The sequence below is a fragment of the Rhizobium sp. WW22 genome (assembly GCF_047041135.1).
Lineage (GTDB): Bacteria > Pseudomonadota > Alphaproteobacteria > Rhizobiales > Rhizobiaceae > Rhizobium.
Window position 1 is genome coordinate 673,047 of sequence record NZ_CP178199.1, and the last position, 25,841, is coordinate 698,887.

General features: G+C 60.8%; 24 protein-coding genes and 1 pseudogene. 9 read left to right on the top strand and 16 right to left on the bottom strand.

Features of this window, described 5'->3' with window-relative positions; all coding sequences use genetic code 11:
* Positions 1-12: 12 nt before the first annotated feature.
* The 5 genes from ACK83U_RS22055 (at position 13) to ACK83U_RS22075 (ending at position 6,277) form a co-directional block, all read left to right on the top strand.
* Positions 13-987 (top strand): glycosyltransferase family 2 protein, encoded by a 975-nt coding sequence (locus tag ACK83U_RS22055; protein ID WP_281409864.1) that lies wholly within the window; start codon positions 13-15, stop codon positions 985-987.
* Positions 984-1,922, top strand: a complete 939-nt coding sequence (locus tag ACK83U_RS22060) for a glycosyltransferase family 2 protein (RefSeq protein ID WP_112608758.1) — start codon at positions 984-986, stop codon at positions 1,920-1,922. The genes ACK83U_RS22055 and ACK83U_RS22060 overlap by 4 nt, the downstream gene beginning before the upstream one ends.
* On the top strand, positions 1,919-2,941 hold the full coding sequence (locus tag ACK83U_RS22065) for a glycosyltransferase family 2 protein (RefSeq protein ID WP_112608760.1): 1,023 nt from the start codon (positions 1,919-1,921) through the stop codon (positions 2,939-2,941). The genes ACK83U_RS22060 and ACK83U_RS22065 overlap by 4 nt, the downstream gene beginning before the upstream one ends.
* Before the next feature lie 4 nt (positions 2,942-2,945).
* Positions 2,946-3,851 (top strand): UTP--glucose-1-phosphate uridylyltransferase GalU, encoded by a 906-nt coding sequence (galU, locus tag ACK83U_RS22070; RefSeq protein ID WP_015343418.1) that lies wholly within the window; start codon positions 2,946-2,948, stop codon positions 3,849-3,851.
* Positions 3,852-3,934: 83 nt separating this feature from the next.
* Complete coding sequence (locus tag ACK83U_RS22075) at positions 3,935-6,277, top strand: polysaccharide biosynthesis tyrosine autokinase (RefSeq protein WP_112609145.1); 2,343 nt, start codon at positions 3,935-3,937, stop codon at positions 6,275-6,277.
* A gap of 98 nt (positions 6,278-6,375) precedes the next feature.
* Here ACK83U_RS22075 and ACK83U_RS22080 read toward each other — a convergent pair whose 3' ends face one another.
* The 5 genes from ACK83U_RS22080 to ACK83U_RS22100 form a co-directional block, all read right to left on the bottom strand.
* Entirely contained in the window at positions 6,376-7,272 is an 897-nt protein-coding gene (locus ACK83U_RS22080) for a DMT family transporter (protein ID WP_112608762.1), read from the bottom strand.
* A gap of 129 nt (positions 7,273-7,401) precedes the next feature.
* A complete protein-coding gene (locus ACK83U_RS22085; RefSeq protein WP_112608764.1) occupies positions 7,402-7,962 on the bottom strand; it encodes an NADPH-dependent FMN reductase in 561 nt (186 codons plus the stop codon).
* 72 nt (positions 7,963-8,034) lie between these two features.
* The gene (locus ACK83U_RS22090) at positions 8,035-9,261 is read right to left on the bottom strand and encodes an FAD-dependent oxidoreductase (RefSeq protein ID WP_112608766.1); all 1,227 of its coding nucleotides are present in this window, start codon (positions 9,259-9,261) and stop codon (positions 8,035-8,037) included.
* 10 nt (positions 9,262-9,271) lie between these two features.
* Entirely contained in the window at positions 9,272-9,583 is a 312-nt protein-coding gene (locus ACK83U_RS22095) for a MocE family 2Fe-2S type ferredoxin (protein ID WP_112608768.1), read from the bottom strand.
* 25 nt (positions 9,584-9,608) lie between these two features.
* Positions 9,609-10,697, bottom strand: coding sequence for a fatty acid desaturase family protein (locus ACK83U_RS22100; protein ID WP_112608770.1), 1,089 nt, complete (start codon positions 10,695-10,697; stop codon positions 9,609-9,611).
* Between the two features lie 150 nt (positions 10,698-10,847).
* On the opposite strand from ACK83U_RS22100, the gene ACK83U_RS22105 reads away from it, so the two are divergent.
* The gene (locus ACK83U_RS22105) at positions 10,848-11,876 is read left to right on the top strand and encodes a LacI family DNA-binding transcriptional regulator (protein ID WP_112608772.1); all 1,029 of its coding nucleotides are present in this window, start codon (positions 10,848-10,850) and stop codon (positions 11,874-11,876) included.
* A gap of 160 nt (positions 11,877-12,036) precedes the next feature.
* The gene (locus tag ACK83U_RS22110; protein ID WP_112608774.1) at positions 12,037-12,849 is read left to right on the top strand and encodes a TIM barrel protein; all 813 of its coding nucleotides are present in this window, start codon (positions 12,037-12,039) and stop codon (positions 12,847-12,849) included.
* A gap of 28 nt (positions 12,850-12,877) precedes the next feature.
* Here ACK83U_RS22110 and nikR read toward each other — a convergent pair whose 3' ends face one another.
* The 3 genes and pseudogenes from nikR to cbiE all read right to left on the bottom strand — a co-directional run bounded on the left by nikR (position 12,878) and on the right by cbiE (position 15,398).
* On the bottom strand, positions 12,878-13,315 hold the full coding sequence (gene nikR / locus ACK83U_RS22115; RefSeq protein WP_112608776.1) for a nickel-responsive transcriptional regulator NikR: 438 nt from the start codon (positions 13,313-13,315) through the stop codon (positions 12,878-12,880).
* 79 nt (positions 13,316-13,394) lie between these two features.
* Complete coding sequence (gene cobM, locus ACK83U_RS22120) at positions 13,395-14,153, bottom strand: precorrin-4 C(11)-methyltransferase (RefSeq protein WP_112608778.1); 759 nt, start codon at positions 14,151-14,153, stop codon at positions 13,395-13,397.
* 19 nt (positions 14,154-14,172) lie between these two features.
* Positions 14,173-15,398, bottom strand: a pseudogene (gene cbiE, locus ACK83U_RS22125) (precorrin-6y C5,15-methyltransferase (decarboxylating) subunit CbiE).
* Between cbiE and ACK83U_RS22130 the strand changes: the two are divergent.
* Complete coding sequence (locus tag ACK83U_RS22130; RefSeq protein ID WP_412474997.1) at positions 15,397-16,167, top strand: cobalt-precorrin-6A reductase; 771 nt, start codon at positions 15,397-15,399, stop codon at positions 16,165-16,167. The pseudogene cbiE and the gene ACK83U_RS22130 overlap by 2 nt on opposite strands.
* Here ACK83U_RS22130 and ACK83U_RS22135 read toward each other — a convergent pair.
* The 6 genes from ACK83U_RS22135 to ACK83U_RS22160 form a co-directional block, all read right to left on the bottom strand.
* Positions 16,131-16,895, bottom strand: a complete 765-nt coding sequence (locus ACK83U_RS22135) for a precorrin-3B C(17)-methyltransferase (RefSeq protein WP_112608784.1) — start codon at positions 16,893-16,895, stop codon at positions 16,131-16,133. The two genes, ACK83U_RS22130 and ACK83U_RS22135, sit on opposite strands and share 37 nt — an antisense overlap.
* Positions 16,892-17,629 carry a precorrin-2 C(20)-methyltransferase gene (locus ACK83U_RS22140; RefSeq protein WP_112608786.1) on the bottom strand — a complete coding sequence of 246 codons (738 nt, stop codon included), beginning with the start codon at positions 17,627-17,629 and terminating at the stop codon, positions 16,892-16,894. Before ACK83U_RS22140 ends, ACK83U_RS22135 begins: the two co-directional genes overlap by 4 nt.
* Complete coding sequence (locus ACK83U_RS22145) at positions 17,626-18,258, bottom strand: precorrin-8X methylmutase (RefSeq protein WP_112608788.1); 633 nt, start codon at positions 18,256-18,258, stop codon at positions 17,626-17,628. Before ACK83U_RS22145 ends, ACK83U_RS22140 begins: the two co-directional genes overlap by 4 nt.
* A gap of 2 nt (positions 18,259-18,260) precedes the next feature.
* Positions 18,261-19,688, bottom strand: coding sequence for a precorrin-3B synthase (cobG, locus tag ACK83U_RS22150; protein WP_112608790.1), 1,428 nt, complete (start codon positions 19,686-19,688; stop codon positions 18,261-18,263).
* 57 nt (positions 19,689-19,745) lie between these two features.
* Entirely contained in the window at positions 19,746-20,522 is a 777-nt protein-coding gene (gene cobF, locus ACK83U_RS22155; RefSeq protein WP_112608792.1) for a precorrin-6A synthase (deacetylating), read from the bottom strand.
* 162 nt (positions 20,523-20,684) lie between these two features.
* Positions 20,685-21,521 (bottom strand): AraC family transcriptional regulator, encoded by an 837-nt coding sequence (locus ACK83U_RS22160; RefSeq protein ID WP_112608794.1) that lies wholly within the window; start codon positions 21,519-21,521, stop codon positions 20,685-20,687.
* Positions 21,522-21,640: 119 nt separating this feature from the next.
* Here ACK83U_RS22160 and ACK83U_RS22165 point away from each other — a divergent pair, with 119 nt between their 5' ends.
* Positions 21,641-22,837: an MFS transporter gene (locus ACK83U_RS22165; protein WP_112608796.1), complete on the top strand. Its 1,197-nt coding sequence runs from the start codon at positions 21,641-21,643 to the stop codon at positions 22,835-22,837.
* Positions 22,838-23,304: 467 nt separating this feature from the next.
* On the opposite strand, the gene ACK83U_RS22170 is transcribed toward ACK83U_RS22165, so the two are convergent.
* Positions 23,305-24,555: a D-amino acid dehydrogenase gene (locus ACK83U_RS22170; protein ID WP_112608798.1), complete on the bottom strand. Its 1,251-nt coding sequence runs from the start codon at positions 24,553-24,555 to the stop codon at positions 23,305-23,307.
* A 31-nt stretch (positions 24,556-24,586) separates the two neighbouring features.
* Positions 24,587-25,720 carry an alanine racemase gene (gene alr, locus ACK83U_RS22175; protein WP_412474998.1) on the bottom strand — a complete coding sequence of 378 codons (1,134 nt, stop codon included), beginning with the start codon at positions 25,718-25,720 and terminating at the stop codon, positions 24,587-24,589.
* Between the last annotated feature and the right edge of the window lie 121 nt (positions 25,721-25,841).

The following is a 25,841-nucleotide window of genomic DNA, read 5'->3' on the forward strand; positions in this document are numbered from 1 at the left end:
AGTTCAGGGGATATGCGTTGCGTAATCGTTATTCCTTGCCTCAACGAGGAAAAGCATATCGAGCCGCTGATCGACAAGCTCGGGCGGGCTCTTGACGAACTCGATGCGAAGATCGTGGTGGCTGATGGCGGCAGCACCGATCGCACGCGTGAGATCGTGAGCCATATAGCCGAGAGAGATCCGCGCGTTCTTCTGCTCGACAATCCGAAGCGGCTGCAAAGCGCGGCGATCAATCTCGCCATCGAGACTTTCGGTGACGATCACGAGTATTTCATCCGCATCGACGCCCATGGCGACTATCCGGATGATTACTGCCAGACACTGGTTCAGGAGGCTGGCGCGACCGGTGCCGATTCCGTTGTCGTCGCCATGCGCACCATGGGCTTCAGTGCCTTTCAGAAGGCGACGGCCGTCGCCCAGAATTCCAAGCTCGGCAATGGCGGCTCCAAACATCGCGAAGGCGCCAAGGGCCATTGGGCCGAGCATGGGCATCATGCGCTCATGCGCGTTGCCGCCTTCCGTGCCGTTGGCGGCTATGACGAAAGCTTCAGCCATAACGAGGATGCGGAGCTGGATTATCGGCTGAACAAGGCTGGGTATCGTATCTGGCTGACCGACAAGACGGCGATGACTTATTTTCCGCGCGCCAGCATTCCGACGCTCTTCAGGCAATATCTGGGGTATGGCCGTGGCCGCGCGCGCAATATACTCAAGCATCGCAGCATGCCGAGCCTGCGGCAGATGCTGCCGCTTGCGGTCGTGCCGATCTTCATCGGCGCTTTCCTTGCCGTCCTCAACTGGATCGCGGTTATCCCGGTCGGCCTCTGGGCCGTCGCCTGCATCGCCTATGGCTTCTGGATCGCTCTCGGACATAAGAACCCCTATGGGCCGCTGGCAGCCATTTCCGCGATGGTCATGCATTTCGCCTGGTCGATGGGGTTTTGGATGGAAGTCCTGAGCTTCCGCAATCGCAGGGTGGCGTCATGACACAGGCTCATCGGCGCCCGATAAAGATTGACATTGCGGTCTGCACCTATAGGCGGGCCGAACTCGATCAGACGCTGCTGTCGCTTGCCGTCCTGAGTATCCCCACAGGTGCCGTCGTCCGGATCATCGTTGCCGACAACGATCTGACCCCGAGTGCCCGGGACCGCGTCGACGCCCTACGCTCGGCCGTTCCGTTCGAGATTGTCTATGTCCATTGCCCCGCATCGAACATCTCGATTGCACGCAACGCCTGCCTGGATCATGCAAGCGGCGATTTTCTCGCGTTCATCGATGACGACGAGACTGCTTCGGAAGACTGGCTGAGCGAATTGCTCATCATGGCCGACACGACGGGCGCCGACGCCGTTCTTGGCCCCGTTCAGGCCGTCTACGGGAATATAGCTCCGGGGTGGATGTGGCGCGGTGATTTTCATTCGACTTTGCCTGTCTGGGTCGCCGGGGAAATCCTGACCGGCTACACCTGCAATGTATTGCTGCGCCGCGGCGCACCCTCGCTTGCTGGCCGGCGCTTCAATATCGCGCTCGGACGCAGCGGCGGCGAGGACACCGAATTCTTCGCTCATATGCATAAGGCCGGCGGCAGGATCGCCTATGCGGCAGATGCGCTGGTCTACGAACCCGTCCCGGAAGGGAGGGCGACCGTCTCCTGGCTCTCGAAGCGCCGGTATCGCATGGGCCAGACCCATGGCCGCATGCTGTTGGAGACCGCAGGCGGCCTCGGGCGCTGGCGCGCGATTGCACTGGCGGCCTCGAAATCCGCTTATTGCTTCGTTACCGCAGCGCTGCTCTTTGCATCGCCCATCAAGCGGCATCGCTATGGCCTGCGCGGCATCATGCATGCCGGCGTGGTCAGTGGCCTCTTCGGAGTCCGCGAAATCGAACAATACGGAAATCTGGAGAAGGCACCGCAATGACGGATTTCATCCCCGATGTCAGCTTCGTCATTGCTGCCTATAACGCCGAGGAAACGCTCGAGCGCGCCATCGACAGCGCGCTGGCGCAAGGCGCCGTCAGTATGGAAGTGATCGTGGTCGACGATTGCTCGACGGACAATACGCGTGAGATTGCCGGCAACCATCCCGATCCGCGTGTACGGCTCGTCGCCATGGCCCGCAATGGTGGTCCGGGCGCTGCCCGCAATGCCGGGCTCGATGCGGCCCGGGGCCGCTGGGTGGCCGTGCTCGATTCCGATGATGCCCTACGTCCGGATCGGATGGCCCGCCTGATCGCCAGAGCGGAAAAAGCCGAGGCACAGATCGTGGTCGACAATCTCGACGTGATCCGTGAGGACGTCGGCACGATACTGCCGATGTTTCCCGAGCCGATGCTCGCGCGCATGCCGATACTGACGTTGGCTAAGTTCATCGCCTCGAACATGATTTTCCAGTCGGAGCACAATTTCGGCTATGTGAAGCCGGTCTTCGAGCGTGCCTTCATCGAGAAACATCGCCTGCGCTTCGAGGAGACCCTGCGGATCGGCGAGGATTATATTTTCCTCGCTTCGGCTCTCGCTCGCGGCGGCGTCTGCGTCGTCGAGCCGAGCGTCGGTTATCTCTACTACATCCGCGATGGGTCGATCTCGCGTGTTCTCCGGCAGGACCATGTCGAGGCCATGCTTGCTGCCGACGCCAAGTTCTTCGCCGAACATCACTTCGGCGCCGCTGCCCTTGCCGCACAACGGCGGCGCACGCGCAATCTGAAGGAAGTCATCGCTTTTCTTAAATTGGTCGACAGCATCAAGCAGCGCGAATTGCAGGAGATGCTCAAGATCGCGTGCCTCAACCCGCGGGCCGTACGTCATCTCAGCATGCCGGTCTTTGCCCGTTTTCGCCGGTTGGCCGCGTCGCTGCGGAGCCGACGCCAGCCGACGCCCTCTCAACTTTCCTCCCCTCTGCCCAATATGGGCGCAGGCCCTCACTCTAACAAAGGATAGAGCCATGGACCCCAAACGTCGTGTGAGAAAAGCAGTGATCCCAGTTGCCGGCAACGGAACGCGCTTCCTGCCCGCCACCAAGGCGATGCCGAAGGAAATGCTGACGATCGTCGATCGTCCCGTCGTGCAATATGCCGTTGACGAAGCCATCGAGGCCGGTATCGAGCACATCGTCTTCGTCACCAGCCGCAACAAGTCGGCGATCGAAGATCATTTCGATGATACGCCGGAGCTGATCTCCTCGCTGCAGCGGGCCGGCAAGAGCCAGCAAGTCAGCGAGTTGGAGCGTCTTCTGCCGCGTCCGGGCTCGGTAAGCTTCACCCGGCAGCAGGCGCCGCTTGGCCTTGGCCACGCCGTCTGGTGTGCTCGCGACCTGATCGGAGACGAGCCCTTTGCGCTGCTTTTGCCCGATATGCTCTGCTACGGTATGCGTGGCTGCATGGCCGGCCTGATGGATCTCTATAACGAGACCGGCGGTAACATCGTCGCCGTCGAGGAATGCGCCCCGGAAGAGACGTCGAAATACGGCATTATCGGCAAGGGCGAGTCCGTGCGCCATGGCTTTGCCGTGACCAAAATGGTCGAGAAGCCTCATCCGTCCGAGGCGCCTTCAAACTTTTACCTCAATGGCCGTTATATTCTGCAGCCCGAAATATTCGATATTCTGGCCCGCCAGGAGCGCGGTGCCGGTAACGAGATCCAGCTGACCGACGGCATGCTACGCCTGTCCGAGACGCAATACTTCCATGCCCAGGTCTATAATGGGCGTACGTTCGATTGCGGGTCGAAGCACGGCTTCATCGAAGCGAACGTTGCCTTCGCGCTCGCTCGCGCCGATATCGGCGGTTTGGTCTATGACTCGATCCGCAACCTGGTCGTCTCGCACGAAGCGCAGATGACCGCCGCTTAAGCCTGTCACATTGTGGCCTGCGGCCGGGAACGCCGCAGGCCATGGCAATTGTTCATTCGGGCTTCTCCGACAAGGTGGTCGCCATGCATCAGAAGAACTTCACTTTCCACAGCGCTCTCCCGCAAGCGGAGTCGCAGGATAGCTTTATCGATCTCGATCGGCTGATGGCCGTCGTGGTCCGGCGCATCCGCACCATCATTTTCGCCATGGCCGCCTTTGTCATCCTGGCCGTCGTCTATTTGTTGACGGCCACTGCGAGCTATACCTCGATGACGCAGATATTGCTCGACGAAAGCATGACGAAATATGCCGAGGATCAGCCGCCGGCAGCAAGCAGCCAGCAGGCGGACATGGAGATTGCCAGTGCGGTCGAAATCCTCAAATCAAATGAGATGGCGCTGCGCGTGGTCGATACTGCCGGCCTTGCGGACAATAACACATTGCTCAACCCGCCCGCGTCTCCGGCGGCGTTGCTCAAATCCGGCGTCGGCCTGATCGTCAGCGTCTTCACGCCCGGCCGGCCGCCGATGACGCCTGAGCAGCAGCGCGAGGCCCAGCGTCAGAAGGTTGCTGCCGTTCTTCAGGACAATCTGAAGGTCGAGCGCGTCACACGAAGCTCGGTCGTTGCCGTCTCCTTCAGCTCGACGGACAAGCTTCTCGCCGCCAAGATCACGCGCGCCTATGCCGACGCTTATCTTACCGACCAGCTGAACGCCAATTTCGACGCGACGGAACGTGCCTCCGTCTGGTTGCAGGAACGCCTGAACGATCTGCGCCAGCGCGCGCAGGAGGCTTCGCTCGAAGTCGAGAAATACAAGGCCGACAATGGTCTGACCTCGACCGGCGGCGAGCTGATGTCGGAACAGCAGATTTCCGACCTGAACAAGCAGTTGATCATCGCGCAAGCCGATACGGCCAGCGCATCCGCCCGCTACAATCAGTATAAGTCGATCGTCGACCAAGGCCCTGACAACGCCGTTAAGAACGCGACCATCTCGTCGAGCTCCACCGACAACTCGGTGCTGCAGGATTTGAAAACACGCTATCTCGCTGTCGAAAAGCGCGAACAGGATGTCACGCAGAATTTTGGCGCAGATCACCCGCAAGCCGTCGCGCTCAAGGCCGAGCGGAAGGACATTACCCGGCAGATCTATCAGGTTCTTCAGCAGCTGACTGCCAGCTACAAGAACGAGCTTGATGTCGCACAGTCGCGGGCGGAATCGCTGCGCGAAAGCATCGATAAGGTCGTCGGCAAGAATTCCGAGGCTAACAAGTCGTTGGTTCACCTGAATGAGCTGAACCAGAAAGCATCAGCGCTGAAGACACTTTACGAATCCTATCTCGGCCGGTTTGAGCAGGCGACGCAACAGCGCTCGTTCCCCATCGCCAAGGCCCGCGTCATATCACTCGCCGGCGTGCCGACTGCGCCGTCCAGTCCGAAGAAGACGCTCGTCATGGCGCTGTCGATCATTCTCGGACTGATGGTCGGCTGCGGTGTCGCCGCGTTCCAGGAGTTCCGCGATCGCTTCTTCCGCGTCGAAGCCGATGTGCGGGCTGCTCTCGGATTGAAGTTCCTCGGCTATCTGCCGCTGCTCGGCCAGCAGGGCAAGAACAAGAAGAAGTCACGCAGGGCCGGTGCAGGACCGGAGCCGGCGACGGCGGAAGAGGGAGAAAACGGCGTTGCTTTCGAGCGCATGATGCGCATATCCGTCGAAGCGCCGCGCTCGATCTTTGCCGAGACCCTGAGAAACGCGAAACTCGCAAGCGACGTGATGCTGCAGGGCCGCGCCGACCGCGTCATCGGCGTCATCTCAGCACTCCCCGGTGAGGGCAAGTCGACGACGGCAGCCAATTTCGCGGCGCTGCTTGCCAGCAGCGGCAAACGTACGCTGTTGATCGACGCCGACTTGCGCAATCCGGGCCTCAGCCGGACGCTGAAGTCGCAGCCGCATGCCGGCCTGATCGAAGCCGTGCTTGGCGAAGTGCCTTGGACGAATGCCGTGAAGGTTGACCCGCGCACTAAACTTGCGATCCTGCCGGTCGTGGTGCGCGATCAATTGCTGCACACCAGCGAGCTTCTATCCTCTCAGGGCATGCAGCATCTGATGGAGAATGCGCGCAAGATGTTCGACTATATCATCGTCGACCTTGCTCCGCTCGGTCCCGTCATCGACGCGAAGGCTTTTGCACCGCAGGTGGATGCCTTCCTGCTGGTGACCGAATGGGGTGCGACCCCGACCAATCTGGTGCGTCATGTCCTGGAACAGGAGCCGCAGATCAACTCGCGCATTCTGGGCGTCATCCTCAATAAGACCGATATGTCAGAACTGCCGCGCTACAGCGATTTCGGCGGAACGGAGCGTTACCGGCAGAAATATGTAAGCTACTACACCGAGGCGCAGCCGCGTGCCGAGGTGGACGCTTAGAGCAACTCCGGGAAAAGTGCGCAGCGGTTTTCCGTCCGGAATTGCGAGACAGCAAAGAGATAGAGCGGTTCGGAGATTCCGTGAAAAACCGAACCGCTCTATCTCGTCTGTGTCTTGCCGGCCCTGAGCCGGGTTCTCGCCAGGGTATGTTCTCGCCAGATCGTGAATATGCCTGCCGCAACGACGATGAGCGCGCCCACAATCATGGGCGCGCTCAATTTTTCCCCGAAGATGGTGACGCCGATAAGGGCGGAGAAGACGAGCTGTAGATAGGTCAGGGGCTGAATCACCACCGCGTCGAGCATATCGTAGGCGCGGATGAGGAAATAATGGCTCGAAACGCCTGTCAGGCAGAGAATGCCCATGAAGACCCAGTCATGCGGCGCAAGCGGTGTCCAGAAGAACGGCCCGATGCAGGTCATGGCGACGGCACCCACCACACCCGTATAGAAAAAGCTGGTCATGGCGCCATCCTCGCGGCTGACATAACGCGTCAGCACAACATAGAGCGAAAATAGCAGCGCACCGAAAAGCGGCACCAGGAAGCGCGCATCGAAGACACCGCTCTCCGGCTTCAGGATCAGCAGCACGCCGACGAAGCCAAAGCAAATTGCCAGCCATCGCCGCCAGCCGACCTTCTCGCCGAGGATCGGTATGGACAGTAGGGCCACCATCAGCGGTCCGGATGAAAAGATCGCCTGCGTATGGGCGAGGCCGACGATGACGAAGGACGAGATCGCGACGACGATCTGTGCGGCAAGCAGCAGGCCGCGGGCAATCTGCAGGATAGGCTGCTTGGTCCGGGCGTTGCGCTGCAATCCGCCTGGCGCGCGCGAGGCCATCGCGACGGCGAAGAGCATGAAGGCCCAATAGCGGATCATCGCCACCAGAAGCGGCGGATAGGCGCTGACAAGATGTTTGGATATGCCGTCCTGTATGGCGAATATGCTGATTGCCAACAGCGTGAAGACGTAACCGGTACTATTGGATTTCATGATTTTCGAAGGAAGAGAATGTGCAGGGCCCCGGCGACGCCGGGTCCGGCGCCTCGATTCACATTAGGCTATTCCTTGACCCAATCATAGACTTACGGCTTACCTTCGGTTCAACCGGAAAGCCGTTAATCAGCCTTTCCTGCGATCTGCGACGAAAGCGGTGAAGCCTTCGAGGAAAGCCGAGAGATTGTGCTTCACCTTCTCATCGACGATCGCCCCGTCTGCATCGAAGACGCTGCCGGCGCGCGACACCATCAACCGGCCGCCAAACCATGCTTCGGCACCGAGCGTACGCAAGACCGCCAGCCAGGCATTCTGGCTGAGAATGGTGCCGAAATTGCCCGGCGACGCGCCGAGAACTGCGATCGGTTTGCCGCCGAAGACCTGCGCGATGTCAGTGGAGGGGCGGCTCATCCAGTCGATGGCGTTCTTGAAGACGCCAGGAAGCGAATTGTTGTATTCCGGTGTGAACAGAATCAGCGCGTCGGCCGAGATGGCCAGATCCTTGAGCTCTCGCACCTTTTCCGGAATGCCGTCCGCTACCTCGAGATCGGCGTCATAGAGCGGCACGCCATGGATGGTGCGCGCGATCAGTTCGATACCGTTTGGTGCGAGTTCGACGGCGGCATGGAGCAGAGCCGTGTTGAAGGAGCCTTTGCGCAGGCTGCCCGATATGCCGAGTATTTTCATTGCTTCCTCCATTTGCCGTCAGGGGAAGACATTTATGCTTTGGCCTCCTGGGTCAAGGCCCGACGGCGGATATTATGCGGCAAGCAACGACTTCAGCTTGACGGAGCTTGCCGCCAGAGCGGCGTGATCCGGATGTGCGCGGGCGGCGATCAGCATTTCGGCAAGGCGGATGTCGCGCGCGATGGCATTGCCACGCCCGATGCCGCTGGCGGCAAGCACTCTTCCGTCCGCGCCGAGATGGAAGAGAATGAATGCCCCGTCATCGAGGTCGCGCCGCACATGAGTGACCGCTTCATCCGGCAGCCCTGCGATCTGCAGCGTAAAATCATATTGATCGGACCAGAACCATGGGACGGCGGATATTTCCGCACTTTCGCCCAGCATGTTGGCGGCGGCCAGATTGGCCTGCTCCTGCGCATTGCGCCAGGATTCGAGGCGAACGCGTCTTCCGCCATAAAGTGACAGCGGAAACGAGCAGCAATCGCCTGCCGCAAAGATATCCGCATGGGAGCTCTCCAGCCGCTCGTTGACGGCAATACCATTGTCGATCGCGAGTCCCGCTTCTGCGGCCAGCGTGACATTCGGCAGCGCCCCGATGCCGACGAGCAACAGGTCCGCGGAGATGACTTCGCCGCTCACCAGACGAACGACCACCTTATCGGTTTCTTCCTGCAAGGCTTCGATGGTCCGGCCGCAACGAATATCCACGCCTTCCTGGCGATGGCGTTCGGTAATCGCTTCAGCGATCTCTTCGGGCACGCCGCGCTTCAGGACGCGCGGCAGGCCTTCGATGACGGTGACGTCGGCACCGCGGATACGCGCCGTTGCCGCCAGCTCAAGGCCGATGAAACCGCCACCGATGATGGCAATGTGCCGTCCGGGATGAAGGGCTGCATGCAAAGCCACCGCATCGGCGTGGGTGCGCAGCACGCGGATGCGGTGCGATGTGCTGTCAACGCCTGGAAACCCTCGCGCCGCGGCTCCGGTTGCAAGCAGAAGCTTGTCATACGCGAGAGTCTGCCCAGCCGAGAGCCTGATGGTCTTCGTCGCGGGATCGATCGCGGTCACCGTGGTGCCGAGCTTCAGATCGATCGATTGCTCCCCATAGCGCTCCAATGTGGCGATGAATTTCGGCTCCGGCGGTTGATCCGTCCCTGCTTTTGACAGTGGCGGCCGTTCGTAAGGCGCCAGCGGCTCGGCGCCGATGAGGGTGATCTCACCCTCAAATCCCTTTTCGCGAAGTGCGAAGGCTGCGCGGGCGCCACATTCTCCGGCTCCGATAATGACGAAATGAACCAAGCTTGCCTCCTCAAAGCCCGATGAAGACGGTGCCGTTTTCGACCTTAACCGGATAGGTCTGCAAGTTGACGCAGACCGGCGCGCCCTTGGCTTCGCCAGTGCGGTAGTCGAAGCGGCCATTATGCTTCGGACATTCGATGATGTTGTCCATGACCAGCCCGTCGGCGAGATGGATCTTCTCATGGGTGCACAGGCCGTCGGTCGCGAAATAATCATCCTCAGGGCTGCGATAGACAGCGAAGGTCCGCCCATCATGGTCGAAGCGAATGACATCTTCTTCATTGATCGCATCAGCGGCGCAAACTTCAATCCAATTGCTCATCGTTTCCTCCCTTTTTATGTCCGATTTATTGAGCTGCGGCGGCCGGTAACTCGCCGTGAAATTCCTCGCGGTAAGGCCGCGCCGTCGGCGGCAGCTCGCGCTTCAAGAAATAATCCTCGTTGCGCAATTGCCGCAGGAATGCCGGGATCATCTCGCGATAGCCGGACCAGATGGACGAATTCGGCGCCGGCAGATCATGCTTGATCATCGCATGCAGCTTCGGCAGGGCGTGGTAGGGCACCATCGGGAACATATGATGTTCGACATGGTAGTTCATGTTCCAATAGATGAAGCGGCTGATCGGGTTCATCATGACGGTGCGGCTGTTCAGCCGGTGGTCGACGACATTGTCGGCAAGGCCGCCATGCTGCAGCAGGCCGGTCAGAACATGATGCCAGGCGCCATAGAGCCGGGGAAGGCCGACCAACATCAGCGGTAGGATCGAGCCCATGGCGATCGCGCTCGCAATGGTGGCGATATAGATGGCCAGCCAGATGCGGGCGATGCGAATGGCCTTCGGCTGCTCCATCTCGGGAATGAAGGTTTTTTCTGCCGCACTGACGACGCCGCAAGCATTGCGCAGCATGTCGGCGATCGCATGCCAGGCATCGAGGATGCCGAAGAAATTCAGGACGAGGCGAAGAAGATCCGGCGGCCGCATGACGGCGATCTCCGGATCGCGGCCGACAATGACGGTATCGGTGTGGTGGCGTGCATGGCTCCAGCGCCAGGTGACCGGATTGCGCATGATCATGAAGCAGGCGAGCTGATAGACCGCGTCGTTCATCCAGCGTGTCTTGAACGCCGTGCCATGGCCGCATTCATGCCAGCGGCTGTCGGAGGCCGAACCGTAGAGCACACCATAGGCCAGGAAGAAGGGGACACAGATCCAGGAGCCCCAGAAGTAGACACCAAGTGCTGCGAAGACCACCATGCTGCCAAGCCAGATGATGGTGTCGCGGATCGCCGGCGCATCCGAGCGCTGCATCAGCGCCTTCATGTCCTTGCGCGGCACATCTGTATGATACCATTCGGCGGCCGCAAGTCCGGTTTCCACCGCCAGCCTGCCGCTTTCGCCGAGCAGATCATAGTCACGCTTGATTATCGTCGTCATTCCCGCCTCCCGCGATGTGCAACAGCGCACCGCCCTCGATGCCCAAAACGATAGATCTACTTTTCGCTTGCCTCAATGCATGAATGATGGAATCTATCAAAACATATCAAACTCTGACGTCATAAATGATGACATATTTCAGGAGTAGCCATGCGTCGCCCCACTATAGCGGATCTTGCCAAGGCGTCCGGCGTCAGCGTCGCAACGATCGATCGCGTGCTGAATGGGCGCCATCGCGTACGGGAAGAAACGGCACGCCGCGTCTATGAGGCGGCGCAGGAAATCGGCTATCATGCCGTGGGCCTCCTGCGTCAGCGCGTCTTCGAGGACTTGCCGCAATATCGGTTGGGCTTCGTCCTGCAGAAACCGGTGCAGGCTTTCTACCAGGCATTTGCCAGGGAGATTGCGGCGGCAGCGCAGGCAGTCACGACAGCGCGCATCAACGCGCAGATCGATTTCGTCGCAGCCTCGACCCCGACAGCGATCGTCGAGAAGCTGAAGACGGTGGCATCACGCAGTCAGGCCGTCGCGCTCGTCGCACCGGATTATCCGGCGGTCACCGCAGCAATCGAGGAGTTGAAGGAAAAAGGCATTCCGGTCTTTTCCCTCCTGTCAGATTTTTCCACCACCGCACGCCAGGGCTATATCGGTGTCGATAACCGCAAGGTCGGGCGCACGGCCGCCTGGATCATCGCACGCTCCGCACGGCGTCCGGGAAAGGTCGCCTGTTTTGTTGGCAGCCACCGCTTCCTCGGCCATGAGCTGCGCGAAATCGGCTTTCGCTCCTATTTCCGCGAAAATGCCCCGGAATTCGAGGTGCTCGATACGCTCATCAATCTCGACACGCCCGAGATTACCCATGAGGCGACGCTCGATCTCCTGCAGAAGCATCCCGATCTCATCGGTTTCTACGTCTGTGGCGGCGGCATGGAGGGCGCGATTTCCGCCATACGCGAGGAGCGTTTATCCGGCAAGCTGATCGCCGTCGTCAACGAGTTGACGACGGAATCGAGGGCGGCGCTTGCCGACGATGTCGTCGCCATGGCGATCGGCACGCCGCTGCCGGCGCTTTGCAAGGAACTGATGAATCTGATGATCAAGTCCGTCGAGAGCGATGAGGCTGCCGTTCCCGGCCAAAGCTTCCTGCCCTTTGAAATTTTCGTCTCGGAAAACATCTGACAAGGGTGATGTAATTCTATCATTATCTCTAGAATTCTATCAGGAATGATGGCCGATGCCGATGGAAGAAGGACAGGAATGTCGCTAGTTCTTCGCAAAGCAGGCGCAGCGGATCTGGAATGTCTCTTGCTGCCGGACGCCTTGAGGAGGAGTGCCCATTATGAGTTCCATTCGTTTCGCGCTCAATCATATGTGTGCGCCGTCATTGAGGCTCGAATCGTTCTTTGTCGCCGCAAAAGAGCTCGGCATCGATAGCGTCGAGATCCGCAATGACCTTGCCGGGAACGCGATCCTGGATGGTACGCCGGCAGCGGCCGTCAAGGAGCTCGCGGCGCGACATGGGCTGACGATCATCTCGATCAACGCTCTGCAGCGTTTCAATGAGTGGAACGACGAGCGTGCCCGGGAGGCAGCGGAGCTGATCGACTATGCGCGCGATTGCGGCGCCAGGGCGCTCGTCCTCGTTCCGGTCAACGACGGCAGCGGCCGCGAGCCGGAGGCGCGGCATGCCAATCTCCGCAAGGCGCTGTCAGCCCTGAAGCCGATGCTGGAAGCGGCCGGCATCATCGGCCTGGTAGAGCCGCTCGGCTTCGAGATCTGCTCGCTGCGCCTAAAGAGCGAGGCGGCAGCGGCGATCGAGGAACTCGGTGCGAGATCCACCTTCCTTCTCGTGCACGATACATTCCATCACCATCTCGCTGGTGAGGCGGCAACCTTCCCCGAACTGACGGGTCTCGTGCATATTTCCGGCGTCAGCGATCCCGATGTTTCCGTTGGGGACATGCGCGATCCGCATCGTGTTCTTGTCGATGCGAGGGATCGTCTCGATAATGTCGGTCAGCTCCGAGCGCTGCTCTCTGCCGGCTATGCCGGTCCGGCATCCTTCGAGCCCTTTGCCCCGAGGGTGCATGCGTTGAAGGAGCCGGTTACGGCTCTCAAGGAGAGCATGGCTTATATCGCCGATCGGCTCTGACCGAGTAGTCCGCAGGCAACTTGCCTTGTCAATCGTGGGAATGCGTTTCGCGATGTCCTGCGTTATGATCCGAAGGGATGATGTGCAGGTTTCCGAAGCGCACGCCGCGCTGCGTCACCACGCTGTCAGCAAATGCCCTGATGTCATCCGTCTTGCCCTTCAGCACGGAGACTTCGAGGCAATCATGCCCATCGATGTGAACATGAAGTGTCGAGATCGAAAGATCATGGTGATCGTGCTGCGCTGTCGTCAGGCGGCGCGACAGATCGCGGGTTTCATGTTCATAGACATAGGCGAGGGCGGCGTAGCATCTGGCTTCGCCATCCACGGTCGGCTGCGCGCGCGTAACGGCGTCGCGAACGAGATCGCGCAAGGTTTCCGAACGGCTGCCATAACCGCGCTGTGCGCTGATCTGGTCAATCGTCTCCAGAAGATCGTCGTCGATGGTAATGGTAATCCGCTGCATATCCCGATCCTCTTTTGCCCCGTGGCTTGCCGCGATCGACTAGAGGAAATTTCGAGCGGATTTGCAACGGTGCCCGGCGTTATTGACGGCCACGGAAGCGACGCTGATAGGTAGGATCGTAGAGCGAGCTTTCGCGGAAATCGCTGGCGCCAAGTGCCGGACCGACGAAGATCAGGGCCGTGCGCTCGATCGGATCGGCGGCCACTTTCGCTTCAATCGTCGCAAGCGTGCCCCGAATGATCCGCTCGTCGGGCCAGGAAGCCTTGACGACGATCGCAACCGGGCAATCTTCGCCGTATAGCGGCGTCAGATCTTCGACGACTTCTTTGAGCGCATGGATTGCCAGATGGATCGCGAGGGTGGCGCCGGTCGCGCCAAATTTTTCCAGCGTCTCGTTGTTCGGCATGGGCGAGGCACGGCCTGAAACACGAGTCAGGACGAGACTTTGAGCGATAGCCGGGATGGTCAGCTCGCGGCCGAGCGCGGAAGCCGCAGCCGCAAAGGCCGGGACGCCGGGGGTCAGCGTATAGTCGATGCCATGCTTTTCCAACCGGCGGATCTGTTCGGCGACCGCGCTCCAGACCGAGAGGTCGCCGGAATGCAGACGCGCAACATCCTCGCCTGCTTCGGCTGCTTTCAGATATTCCGCCTCGATCTCGTCGAGCGACATCGGCGCCGTGTCGATGATGCGGGCGCCGGGTGGGCAATATTGCAGCAGTTCCGGCGAAACGATCGAGCCGGCATAGAGGCAGACCGGGCATTTGCCGATCAGGTCCCGGCCGCGCACCGTGATCAGGTCGGCGGCTCCTGGGCCTGCGCCAATGAAATGCACTGTCATCGCTCTACCTCATTCATCATTATGGCTTGATCCAAGACCATTGCGTTACCGGCATGGCCGGCCGCCAGCCGGTCATCCGGCCGACGGCGGCGGCGCGCGCAATATCGATACGGATCAAGGAGCCGCCGCGGCGTGCCTGCTCGGCCAGCAGAAGCGCTTCCATTTCCGTCGTGACGGCATTGGCGACCAGCCTGCCGCCGCTTTTCAATCCATTGATGGCGGCCTCCAGCACGCCGACATCGCTGCCGCCGCCGCCAATAAAGATCGCATCGGGCGCGGCGAGGCCAGAAAGAGCAGCCGGTGCCTCGCCTTCGACAATCACCAGGCCAGGTACGCCGAAATTGCCGGCATTACGGCGGATACGCGCCGTACGCTCGGGCGATGCTTCGATGGCAATGGCGCGCAGAGAGGGATCGGCCAGCATCCATTCGATGCCGATCGAACCGGAGCCGGCGCCGATATCCCAGAGCAGTTCGCCATGGCGCGGGGCGAGCGCCGATAGCGTCATCGCGCGAATCTCCCGCTTGGTGATCTGGCCGTCATGTTCGAAAAGCTCGTCGGGGAGACCCGCGCTCAGCGGCAGGATTCGTGCGCCCGCGTCCGCCTTGACCTCGACGCCGCAGATGTTCAGATCGTTGATGCCGGATAGGGAAAAATCGGCCGCACTCTGGCGAAAGGTCTTTTCATGCGGGCCGCCCAGCGCTTCTAGAACCATAAGCTCGGATGGGCCGAAGCCGGAGTTTGCAGCAGGGCCGCCAATTCGGCAGGACCTTTGCCGTCAGACGTCAGCACCAGGATTTTGCGGCCAGCATGCAGATGCGGCCGGATGAGATCGATCGGCCGTCCGTGCAGCGAGAGAACCGTCGTCTCCTGCAAAGGCCAGCCGAGGCGCGAAGCGGCGAGGCTGAAGGAGGAGGGCGCCGGGATAACAGTCATTTCAGCGGCCGGAATGCTCCGCGAAAGTGTCGCGCCGACGCCGTAGAAAAAGGGATCACCTGACGCGAGAACCACCGTCGGCTTGCCGCGCCTGGCAAGCACCGCCTCGACGGATTTTTCGAATGGCGAAAGCCATGCTTGCGTTTCGCCTGATATCAGCGAGCTCATCAACTCGATATGGCGCGTCCCGCCGAAGACGACCGGCGATGAGGCGATCAGCCACTTGGCTTCGTCGCCGAGACCGGCTGGACCGTCTTCGCCGATGCCGATAAGAGTGAGCCAGCGTTGAATTGAAGGTGTCTCAGCCATGGGCAAGGCCCGTATTCTGATCCTCGGCGGCACGACGGAGGCCCGAGCGCTGGCGGCAGCTCTTTCCTCGCGAGCCGATCTCGAGGTCGTCCTGTCGCTTGCCGGCAGAACCACCGATCCCGCCCCGCAGCCCGTTCCGGTTCGCAGCGGTGGTTTCGGCGGCGCAGAGGGGCTTGCCCGCTATGTCAGTGACGAAGAGATCGACCTGTTGATCGATGCCACGCATCCCTTTGCAGCCCGCATCTCGGCCAATGCCGCAGCCGCGGCTGCTGAATGCCATGTGTCCGCTTTCGCGCTGCGCCGTCCGGCGTGGGTGCCGGTCGAAGGCGATGATTGGCTTTCCGTGCACAGCGTCTCGCAGGCTATCGCCGCCCTCGGCGATGCGCCCCTGCGCGTTTTCCTCGCGACCGGCCGGCAGGAGGCGCATCCGGCGAACGCCGCGCCGCAGCACCATTATTGGGTCCGCAGCGTCGATCCCGTCGAACCGCCGCTGGCGGTTCCGTATGTCAATTACATCCATGGTCGCGGTCCGTTCCGGTTGGCCGACGAACTCGACATGCTGCGACAGCATCAGATCGAGGTCGTCGTCGCCAAAAACAGCGGCGGTGACGCGACCTATGGGAAGATCGAGGCCGCAAGGCAGCTTGGCATCAAGGTGATCATGGTCGAGCGCGCTGAGGCCGCCGGTCTGCCGGTGGTCGAAACGGTAGACGCTGCGCTCGGTAGGATCGATCATTTCACCTCTTCCCTGATGAAACGCGGCGTATAGACCAAATCTGGACGGCCTTCGCGGGCGATGACGCGCGTTTCGACCGAGCCGATGATAACGCAGGTCGCCATATCTGCCTGCGAGGCCTCGGCATTCGCGAGCCCAGCGATCGTCATCCGCTCGTCTGGACGACCGGCGGCTCGGCCGAAGATGACGGGTGTTTCACCGGGCAGTATGGCGCGCAGGATTTCGAAGGCCTTGCCGAGCTGCCAGGGGCGAGCCTTGCTGATCGGATTGTAGAGCGCGATCACGAAGCCCGCTTCGGCGACGGCGCGGAGACGACTCTCGATCAGCGGCCAGGGTTTCAGATTGTCCGATAGCGAGATCGCACAGAAATCATGTCCGAGCGGCGCGCCGATGCGGGCCGCAACGGCAAGCATGGCCGTGATACCCGGCACGACGATAAGGTCTACCGTCCGCCATTCAACCGGGCCGTGATCGATCGCCTCGCAAACGGCGGCCGCCATGGCAAAAACACCGGGATCGCCGCCGGAGACGACGCAGACATTGATGCCGGCTGAGGCACGCTGCAGCGCCACTTTGGCGCGGTCCAATTCCTCGCGATTGTCCGATGCCTGACGGATCTGGTCGTCGCGCAGTGTCAGGCGGTCGAGATAAGGACCGTAACCGTAGAATTCATGAGCGTCCGCGACCGCAGCCAGCGCCTCCGGCGTCGTCTGCTCAGGATTGCCGGGGCCGGTCCCAATCACATAAAGACGCCCGCTCATGGCCTGCTTTCCCAGCCAGGAACCAGCACAAGAGAGAAATAGGGCGCTTCGGCATCGTCGCGGCTGGCAAGCGGCGTCATGGCACCGTTTGCCATCGTGCCGCGCTCGACGTAAATCGCTTCCCCCAGCCGGCCCGCGGCATCGAGCGCGCGGCGGATTTTTGGCAGGTTGCGGCCGACTTTCATGATGACGGCGGCCTGTGTATCGCCCAGGCGGCGGGTAAGCTCAGCCTCTGCCATCGTTCCCGGCAGCACGGAGAGAACGTCGTCTCCCTGCACCATCGGCAAGCCGGCGAGCGACCAGCAGCCGGACATGGCCGTCACGCCAGGGATGACCTCTGTAGGAAAGCGATCGGCAAGGCGCACATGCAGGTGCATGTAGGAACCGTAAAACAGCGGATCGCCTTCGCTAAGCACGGCAACCGTCTTCCCCTCGCGAAGATGCGCCGCCACCATCTCGGCCGAAGCGTCGTAGAAAGCGGTGATCTGATGGAGATATTCCGGCGCGTCCTTGTCGATCTCGGTCGTGACCGGATAGTAAAGCGGCAGCAGCTTTACGTCTGTTCTCAGAAACTCGCTGACGATGGCCTTGCCGTTGCCGCCTCTGCCCTGCTTGGCGAAGTAGGCAACCACGTCGGCGCGCTCCAAGGCCTTGACGGCCTTGACCGTCAGCAGTTCGGGATCGCCGGGGCCTGTGCCGACGCCGATCAGGCTTCCATTGGACGGCGCGCTCATAGGCCCGGCCTCGCAAGCGCATTGAGGGCGGCTGCCGTCATGGCACTGCCGCCCAGCCGGCCGCGCACAATGGCAAAAGGAACGCCGTAGGAGTTCTCAGCAAGCGCATCCTTCGATTCTGCCGCGCCGACGAAGCCGACGGGCATGCCGATGATAGCGGCAGGCTTCGGAGCGCCGTCACGCAGCATTTCCAGAAGGTGGAAGAGGGCGGTCGGTGCATTGCCGATGGCAACGACGGAGCCGGCAAGGCGATCGGTCCAAAGATGCATGGCCGCAGCCGAACGCGTGTTGCCGATTGACTTGGCGATCTCCGCCGTGCGCGGATCCTGCAAGGTGCAGATGACATCGTTGGCGGCCGGCAGGCGTGCGCGGGTGACACCGCGGGCGACCATCTCCGCGTCGCAGAAGATCGGTGCGCCGGCAGAGAGCGCCTTGCGGGCGGATGCGACGAAATCGGGGGAGAAGAGAAAATGCTCTGCTGCTTCCACCAATCCGCAGGCATGGATCATGCGGACTGCGACATCGGCCTCGGCTTCGGGAAAACGCTGGAGATCGGCTTCGCTGCGGATGATCGCGAAGGAGCGTTCATAGATCGCATCCCCCTCACGGATATAGTCATAGTCAGGCATTTCTATCCCTGTCGTAAAGCCGTCGCGATTGCGTCCCGGCCGAGCCGTTTAAGACACTGCTGTGCCGATTCGCCAGCAGCTTTGTTGTTCCGTACCAGTTTCCCGAGCGCAGTCAGAGCTGATTTCAGGTCTTCCTTGTGGATGTAAGCCACCGGCTCTGATGATGATGACCCATTTACGACAATAGCATAGCCCGTTGCAGCACCGACAATGGTCAGCATTGCCGGAGACGGATGGGCGCAGCCTTTGGCGCAGCCGGATAGGTGCACTTGGAGCGAGCCGTCAAGCAGGTCGGAGGCTAAGTTGACGAGATCTGCGGCTGCCTGCCTCGTTGAATAATGCGCAGAGGCACATGCGCCGGCGCCGGAGCATGGGATTGCATAATTGGCCGGATCGTCAGTGCGTGTTTGAAAGCCGCATTCAGTTGCCGTGGCTAGGATGTCTTCAATGCGATCGCGAGGAAGCCCGAGCAATAGCAGGCTGTGCGTCGGCCCCGTCCGAATATCATGCACTCCCGCCACCTCAGCCGCGTCGAGAAAGCGGATGAGATCTCGGGCGTGGATCCGACCGAAGGCCGGTCGCAGGCCGAGGGCCGCATGCTGCTTGCCGAGCGGGATGAGGCCGACAGGCGAGGCCGGGGTAGCGCTTTCGACGGGTGAGGAATGGGGAGCGGCCGGAAGTTGCGCTTGCAAAGAGGAAATGTCCAGATCGCGGCCGCGAGCGCGAGGACCTATTTCGGTCAATGCTTTGACCAGGGTGATGACGCCAGGAATCGCTTGTTCGTCGGTCAAGTTGGCAAGCGGCGTGGCCGTCGCCTGTGTTCCGGCAATCGCAAGCTCCCACAGTTGCCTGCCATCTACAGCGTTGATCGCCTTCAAACGGATATCCGCCGAAATTTCATCGAGGATCACCCGGCCGCCGCCGTCGACGATGATGGCGAGCTTGGCAGCGAGCACTGGCTTGGGATGTAGGGAATCGATGGCGTTTCGTAGCCGTTGAGCGACCCCACGCGCATCGGCGATCTCCGACGGATCGACATCGCCGAGCGGCGGGACTTCGATCGCGACGCCGCTCTCCGGCACGATGCCGGCGCGGTCGATATCGGCGGCCAGTCCCGGCATGCTTTGCGGCGTCATGCCACGCAGCTGAAAATTGCCCCGCGCGGTGATCTCGATCAGGCCATTGCCATGCTTTTCTGTAGCCTCAGCCAAGGCGCGAAGTTGCGCAACCGTCAAACCTGGCGTTGATGGCCGCAAGCGAACAAGAAGACCGTCGCCGGTCTGCATCGGCGCGCTCAGTGAGGGGCAGGCACCGCGAACCATGGAGGGCAGGGGCGACGCAATGTCATCCTCGGCGGCTCCCCCCTGAGGGATGCACGCCTGGTCCTCCATTGTCTGCGTGTCGGCCGCAACCATAAAACTGCCCTTCATAAGGGACATTTCCTTGCACAAACCGGATCGGCGGGCAAACGATTTGGTATTCGGCTCTTATTCGAGATCGTCGAAATCCTGCCCCTTGCGCATGAGGTAGATATCCATGATCCATCCGTGCCTGGCGCGGGCTTCGGCGCGGGTCGCGAGAATGCGCTCGGAAACGTCAGCCAGCCTGCCGGCAATCGTGATCTCTTCCCGAGTGCCGAGATAGGCGCCCCAATAGATATAGGCATCGGGATCATCGATCTTGCTGAAGGCCTGCTCGCCGTCGAGCATGACGACGGCCGTTTCGGCAGTGCCCGGAAAGCTCTCGGCCAGCCGCCGACCGGTGGTGATCTGCACCGGCTTGCCGACGAGGTTAAGTGGGATGCGATGGCTTGCCGTCAGCGCCTGGATGCTGGTGATGCCGGGAACAACGCTGTAGTCGAGAGCGATCTTACCGCGAGCGACGACACGCTCGAGAATGCGCAATGTGCTGTCGTAAAGGCCCGGATCGCCCCAGACGAGAAAGGCAGCACTCTCTCTTTTCGTCAGATGTTCCAGAAACAACCGCTCATAAGTCGCGGAAATTGCGTCATGCCATTCGTCGACGCTCTGCACATAGCTGCGGTCCGCCATCTGGCGCGAGGGCACGTCATAACCAACGAAACGCGTGGCCGGATTGGTGACATAGCGCTGGCAGATGTCACGCCTGACATCGGCGAGTTCCGTCTTGGCCGCGCCCTTGCTGGGAATGAGGATGACATCGGCTGCGTTCAGCGCATTGATCGCCTGCACGGTCAGATGCTCCGGATTTCCCGTGCCGATACCGACGATGTAAATATGCCGCATATGCCTGCCCTCGCTCTTGGTGCAATTCCAGGAAAAGTGCGCAGCGGTTTTCCGTCCGGAATTGCAAGGAAACAAAGAGATAGAGCGGCTCAGAGATTCCGTGAAAGGCTGAGCCGCTCTGGCGCTGTTTGCCGGAAGCGTCCGGTCATTTCAAGAGGAGCTTCACGCCGATTGCCGCTCAAAGGTCCAGCGGCCGGCCATATAGCTGCGCGGCGAGGTGCCGAGCATGCGGCGGAACATGGTGGTGAATGCCGCCACGCTTTCGTAGCCTGCTTCGAGTGCGACATTGGTAACCGGTTGGCCCTCGGCAAGCTGTGGCAGGCAGGCGAAAACGCTCGCTTGTTGTCTCCATGTGGTGAAGCTGATGCCGGTTTCCTTGCGGAACTGCCGTGTGAACGTCCGGCGGCTCACAGAAAGCTTCTCCGCCCAATCGTCCAATCTGGCGTTGGGCGATGGAGTGGACAGATAGTCGCGGCAGAGCGCGGCCATCCGACGGTCGGACGGAAAGGGGAGACCGAGGGGCCGTTCCGGTAGCGTCGCGATCTCCTCGACGAGAAGCGACAGGACCAGCCTTGCCTTTCGATGACTGAGGGGTGCCTCTCGCAGCCTAATGGCCTCCAACAGCAGGCTGCGGGCGAGGTCCGTCACTTCCACGACGCGCGGGGCCTCATCCTTTGGCGGCTGGCTGCGCGGCGTCACGTAGACGGATTTCATGCTGACATCGCTCAGGATTTCGATCGAATGTTCCAGTCCAACGGGGATGAAAAGGGCATGGCCGGGCGGCACCATCCAGCGGCCGCGCGCCGTCATGATCAGGGCGACGCCGGCGAAGATGCACAGCAGCTGCGTGCGGCGGTGGCGGTGCCACGGAACGGTATAGCCCTGCGGCGGCTCGGCACTATGGACGAGGATATCCGCGGGCGAATCCTCCATCCAGCGCATGTTCTGCACATGATCGTCGGCGAGGGTTGCCAGCAACTGTTTCGAAAGCTTTTCCATTTTGGCCCAATCGAGAAACTATTGGACCAGAACACGAAAGAAGGACACACGCAAGCCGTGCTAAAGGCGGATCAAGTCATATGCTTGGCAAATCTGCCGGCACAGGAAGGATTACCCCGATGGTTGCGGAAGTCTTGGGCACGCAGGCCCGATATCAGAAGACGACGATGTCGGTCGTCATGGCCGTCAGCACGTGTCATATGCTGAACGATACGATGCAGTCGCTTTTGACATCGCTCTACCCGATGTTCAGAGAGAATTACGCGCTCGATTTCGTGCAGATCGGCCTGCTGACGATGATGTTCCAGATCACCGCATCGCTGCTGCAGCCGGTAGTCGGTATCGTCACTGACAAATGGCCGATGCCCTATTCGCTGCCGGTGGGCATGGTCAGCACCTTTGCAGGCCTGCTGCTGCTTGGCTATGCCGGCAGTTTCGGCGTGCTCCTGATCGCTGCAAGCCTGATCGGCTTCGGTTCGGCCGTCTTCCATCCGGAGGCATCGCGCGTTGCCCGGCTGGCGTCGGGCGGTCGTCATGGCCTGGCGCAGTCGCTGTTCCAGCTCGGCGGCAATGCCGGCTCGGCAATCGGGCCGCTGATTGCCGCTTTCTTCGTCCTGCAACACGGCCAGAAGAGCGTCGCCTGGCTTTCGGTGCTCGCGGTGATCGGGTTCATCGTTCTGAGCTGGGTCGGCAATTGGTTCATCAATCACCGCCGCCAGCAGTCTGCCCGTCCAGCGCCGAGCCGCGCCTTGCCGATCGCGCGTAGCAAGGCGATGTGGGCGCTTGCCATTCTCATCCTGTTGACGGCGACGAAGAATGTCTACATGGCGAGCATATCCAGCTATTTCACCTTCTACGTCATCGACAAGTTTCATCTCGATGTCCGCGACGCGCAGCTGATGCTGTTCCTCTTCCTCGGTTCCGTCGCCGCCGGAACGATCATGGGCGGCCCGGTGGGCGATCGCTTTGGCGCGCGTTTCGTGATCTGGTTCTCGATCCTCGGTGTCATTCCGTTTGCGCTGCTGATGCCCTATGCGAACCTGTTCTGGACCTGCGTCCTGACAGTCGTCATCGGCCTCGTGCTGGCCTCGGCCTTCCCCGCGATCGTGGTCTTTGCTCAGGAGCTGATCCCCGGCCGCGTCGGGCTGATCGGCGGCATCTTCTTCGGCTTCGCCTTCGGCGCGGGTGGATTGGGGGCTGCGGCGCTCGGAGATTTTGCCGACACGCATGGCATTCCCTTCGTCTACACGCTCTGCTCGTATCTGCCCTTGCTCGGCCTGTTCACGATCTTCCTGCCACGAATCCCCCGGCACTAATCGATAATGTAGCGGCGAGCGCAGGCATTATAGACTCCCTCTCCCCGCATGCGGGGAGAGGGCTGGGGTGAGGGGCCGCAGACTATCGACTTGGTGGCGAGTTATGATGTGTGGCGCATCGAAGGAACTCCAGCCGAGTGTTTCTCCACGGTCTTGGCAAACCGACCTATTGCATGCAGAACAACGGTTTCCAGAACTGACAGCATCGCTTTTAGAACAGCGACATGATCGGGCAGTTGCCGCCTTGGCTAACAGCCCCTCACCCTAACCCTCTCCCCGCAGGCGGGGAGAGGGGATTGTCTCACAGCTGCCGTACTCAAGAACCAGGGACGCAACTCACATCCCCGGCTTAATGCCCATGCGGTTCCAAACCTCGAAGTCTTCTGCGCAAATTTCCGCAAGGTCACTTTAATTCGTCTGCAAGATGACCGTCATGCTCCAAGAGTTTGCGGATGAGACGTGTCTAATTAGGCGTAGCGGCTGACGGCGAGGTCCGTCGCGTCGATATCAGGCTTGCGGCCGCTGACGAGATCGCTGATGACGCGCGCCGAGCCGGAGCTCATGGTCCATCCGAGCGTGCCGTGGCCGGTATTGAGGAATAGTCCCTTGATTTTCGTCGGTCCGATGACCGGCGTGCCATCCGGCGTCATCGGCCGTAGGCCAGACCAGAAGGAAGCCTTGGCAACATCGCCACCGGGGAAGAGGTCGGTGACGGAATGCTCGAGCGTCTGGCGCCGGGCAAGGCCGAGATCGTTCGTATAGCCGGATATCTCTGCCATGCCGCCGACGCGGATGCGATCGCCGAGGCGGGTAATGGCGATCTTGTAGGTTTCGTCCATGACAGTCGATTCCGGCGCGCGCGACGCATCGGTGATCGGGATCGTCAGCGAATAGCCCTTGACGGGATAGACGGAGAGGCTGATGCCGAGCGGCTTCAGCAAAAGCGGCGAATAGCTGCCGAGCGCGACAACGATCGCATCGGCATCCACGCGTCCAAGATTCGTCATCACGCCACGTACCTGGCTGCCTTCGACGTCGAGGCTCTTGATCGTCGTGCCGTACTGGAACTTTACGCCGAGCTCGATTGCCTTTGCAGCGAGGGCATTGGTGAATTTGAAGCAGTCGCCGGTTTCGTCCTTCGGCGTCAGTAGGCCACCGACGATCTTACCGCGGACATGCCGGAGAGCCGGTTCAACGCTGACGCAGCCGTCGGGATCGAGCACTTTATAGGGGATGCCATCGGCTGCTAGGGCCTTGACGTCCTTGGCCGATGCATCGAGCTGCGCTTGCGTGCGGAAGAGCTGCAGCGTGCCCTGCATGCGTTCGTCATAGGCAATGCCCGTTTCTTCGCGAAGCTGAGCGAGCGAAATGCGGCTGTAATCAGCAAGGCGCAGCATCCGGCTCTTATTGATCGCATAGCGTTCCGAGGTGCAGTTCGATAGCATCTTGACGAGCCATGAAAGCATGGCGCCATCGACCTTCGGGCGCAAGATCAGCGGCGCGTGGTGCATGAACAGCCACTTGATCGCCTTCATGGGGATGCCGGGTGCCGCCCAGGGCGAGCAGTAGCCGAAAGAGACTTCGCCGGCATTGGCGAAGCTAGTTTCCAACGCTGGCCCCTGCTGCCGGTCGATGACCGTGACTTCGTGACCCGCCTTGGCGAGCTGATAGGCTGACGTCACGCCGATGATGCCGGCACCCAGAACGACGACTTTCATGATGTCCTCAGAGACTTGAGAGATGGGGAGGTCAGCGATATTGACGGTGGAAGCGATGGCCGAGACTGGTCAGGATTTCATAGGAAATCAAGCTGGCGTCGCGCGCAAGATCATCCACGGTCTGATGATCTCCAAGAACTTCCACCGTGCTGCCGAAAGAGAGTGCACCCTCGGGCAGGGCGCTGATATCGATTGTCGTGCTGTCCATTGAGATGCGGCCGACGATCGGCAGGCGAACGCCGTTGTAATAGACCGCGCCGCGATCGCTGAGGCTGCGAGGCAGGCCATCGGCATAGCCGGCGGCGATCGTCGCGAGCCGGGTCCGGCCCTTCGTCACATGCACGCCGCCATAGCCGACCCGCGCGCCCTCCGGAACGGTTCGCATCTGTACGACTGCGACATCGAGTCGAACGACGGCCTCCATGGGGTTGGCAACGCCACCGGTCGGAGCGCCGCCATAAAGGGCAATCCCCGGGCGCGCCAGTAAGCCATGGAAATCTCCGCCAAGAAAGATGCCGCCCGAGTTTGCGAACGAAACATCGTACTGCGGAAACTCCGCTGCGACGCGACGCATTTCGGCAAGCTGATCGGCGTTCTGTCCGCTGCTCGCCTCATCCGCAGAGGCGAGGTGACTCATGATGAAGAGAATGTCGATGTCGTCGGGCGCCTGCAGGTGAGTTGCGACGGCGCTTCTGTCTTCCGGCGGTATGCCAAGCCGCGACATGCCGGTATCGAATTGCAGAACCGCCGGGAGCCTGCGCTGAAGAGAGCGTGCCGTCTGCGACCATTGCTGCAACTGATCGAGCGAATTGATGACAGGCACGATGCCGCCATCGGCGCAGGTAGCCTCGTTGCCGGGCAACAGGCCGTTCAGTACAAAAATCGTCGCATCGCCAGGGAGTTGCGGGCGCAGCCGCAGTGCCTCGATGAAATGGGCGACGAAGAAATGCCGGCACCCCCGCCCGTAGAGCACTTTCGAGACTTGATTGGCACCGAGTCCATAAGAATCGGCCTTGACGACGGCAGCTGTCTTCGCTGGCGCGACGATGGCGGATAGCTTGTCGTAATTTCGGCATAGCGCGGCCAGATCGATCGTCAGATAGCCACATGCTCCACTATCCATCGCCAACTTTGGCGTCCGAGAATCCACAATACCGCCGTCCATGTCCGCCCCTCACTTCTTCAAAGGCAGATTATTGAAAGGATCGTGAAATTGTTCGCCAAACAGTGATTGATTATTGTGTAATTGCAAAGATATTGAAATGATCTGCGATTTTTTGAAAGAA

Bases quoted from the DNA above. Each gene is read 5' to 3' on its own strand.
- ACK83U_RS22055 (WP_281409864.1), top strand. From the start codon at position 13: ATGCGTTGCGTAATCGTTATTCCTTGCCTCAACGAGGAAAAGCATATC.
- ACK83U_RS22060 (WP_112608758.1), top strand. From the start codon at position 984: ATGACACAGGCTCATCGGCGCCCGATAAAGATTGACATTGCGGTCTGC.
- ACK83U_RS22065 (WP_112608760.1), top strand. From the start codon at position 1,919: ATGACGGATTTCATCCCCGATGTCAGCTTCGTCATTGCTGCCTATAAC.
- galU (WP_015343418.1), top strand. From the start codon at position 2,946: ATGGACCCCAAACGTCGTGTGAGAAAAGCAGTGATCCCAGTTGCCGGC.
- ACK83U_RS22075 (WP_112609145.1), top strand. From the start codon at position 3,935: ATGCATCAGAAGAACTTCACTTTCCACAGCGCTCTCCCGCAAGCGGAG.
- ACK83U_RS22080 (WP_112608762.1), bottom strand. From the start codon at position 7,272: ATGAAATCCAATAGTACCGGTTACGTCTTCACGCTGTTGGCAATCAGC.
- ACK83U_RS22085 (WP_112608764.1), bottom strand. From the start codon at position 7,962: ATGAAAATACTCGGCATATCGGGCAGCCTGCGCAAAGGCTCCTTCAAC.
- ACK83U_RS22095 (WP_112608768.1), bottom strand. From the start codon at position 9,583: ATGAGCAATTGGATTGAAGTTTGCGCCGCTGATGCGATCAATGAAGAA.
- ACK83U_RS22100 (WP_112608770.1), bottom strand. From the start codon at position 10,697: ATGACGACGATAATCAAGCGTGACTATGATCTGCTCGGCGAAAGCGGC.
- ACK83U_RS22105 (WP_112608772.1), top strand. From the start codon at position 10,848: ATGCGTCGCCCCACTATAGCGGATCTTGCCAAGGCGTCCGGCGTCAGC.
- ACK83U_RS22110 (WP_112608774.1), top strand. From the start codon at position 12,037: ATGAGTTCCATTCGTTTCGCGCTCAATCATATGTGTGCGCCGTCATTG.
- nikR (WP_112608776.1), bottom strand. From the start codon at position 13,315: ATGCAGCGGATTACCATTACCATCGACGACGATCTTCTGGAGACGATT.
- cobM (WP_112608778.1), bottom strand. From the start codon at position 14,153: ATGACAGTGCATTTCATTGGCGCAGGCCCAGGAGCCGCCGACCTGATC.
- ACK83U_RS22130 (WP_412474997.1), top strand. From the start codon at position 15,397: ATGGGCAAGGCCCGTATTCTGATCCTCGGCGGCACGACGGAGGCCCGA.
- ACK83U_RS22135 (WP_112608784.1), bottom strand. From the start codon at position 16,895: ATGAGCGGGCGTCTTTATGTGATTGGGACCGGCCCCGGCAATCCTGAG.
- ACK83U_RS22140 (WP_112608786.1), bottom strand. From the start codon at position 17,629: ATGAGCGCGCCGTCCAATGGAAGCCTGATCGGCGTCGGCACAGGCCCC.
- ACK83U_RS22145 (WP_112608788.1), bottom strand. From the start codon at position 18,258: ATGCCTGACTATGACTATATCCGTGAGGGGGATGCGATCTATGAACGC.
- cobG (WP_112608790.1), bottom strand. From the start codon at position 19,688: ATGAAGGGCAGTTTTATGGTTGCGGCCGACACGCAGACAATGGAGGAC.
- cobF (WP_112608792.1), bottom strand. From the start codon at position 20,522: ATGCGGCATATTTACATCGTCGGTATCGGCACGGGAAATCCGGAGCAT.
- ACK83U_RS22160 (WP_112608794.1), bottom strand. From the start codon at position 21,521: ATGGAAAAGCTTTCGAAACAGTTGCTGGCAACCCTCGCCGACGATCAT.
- ACK83U_RS22165 (WP_112608796.1), top strand. From the start codon at position 21,641: ATGGTTGCGGAAGTCTTGGGCACGCAGGCCCGATATCAGAAGACGACG.
- ACK83U_RS22170 (WP_112608798.1), bottom strand. From the start codon at position 24,555: ATGAAAGTCGTCGTTCTGGGTGCCGGCATCATCGGCGTGACGTCAGCC.
- alr (WP_412474998.1), bottom strand. From the start codon at position 25,720: ATGGACGGCGGTATTGTGGATTCTCGGACGCCAAAGTTGGCGATGGAT.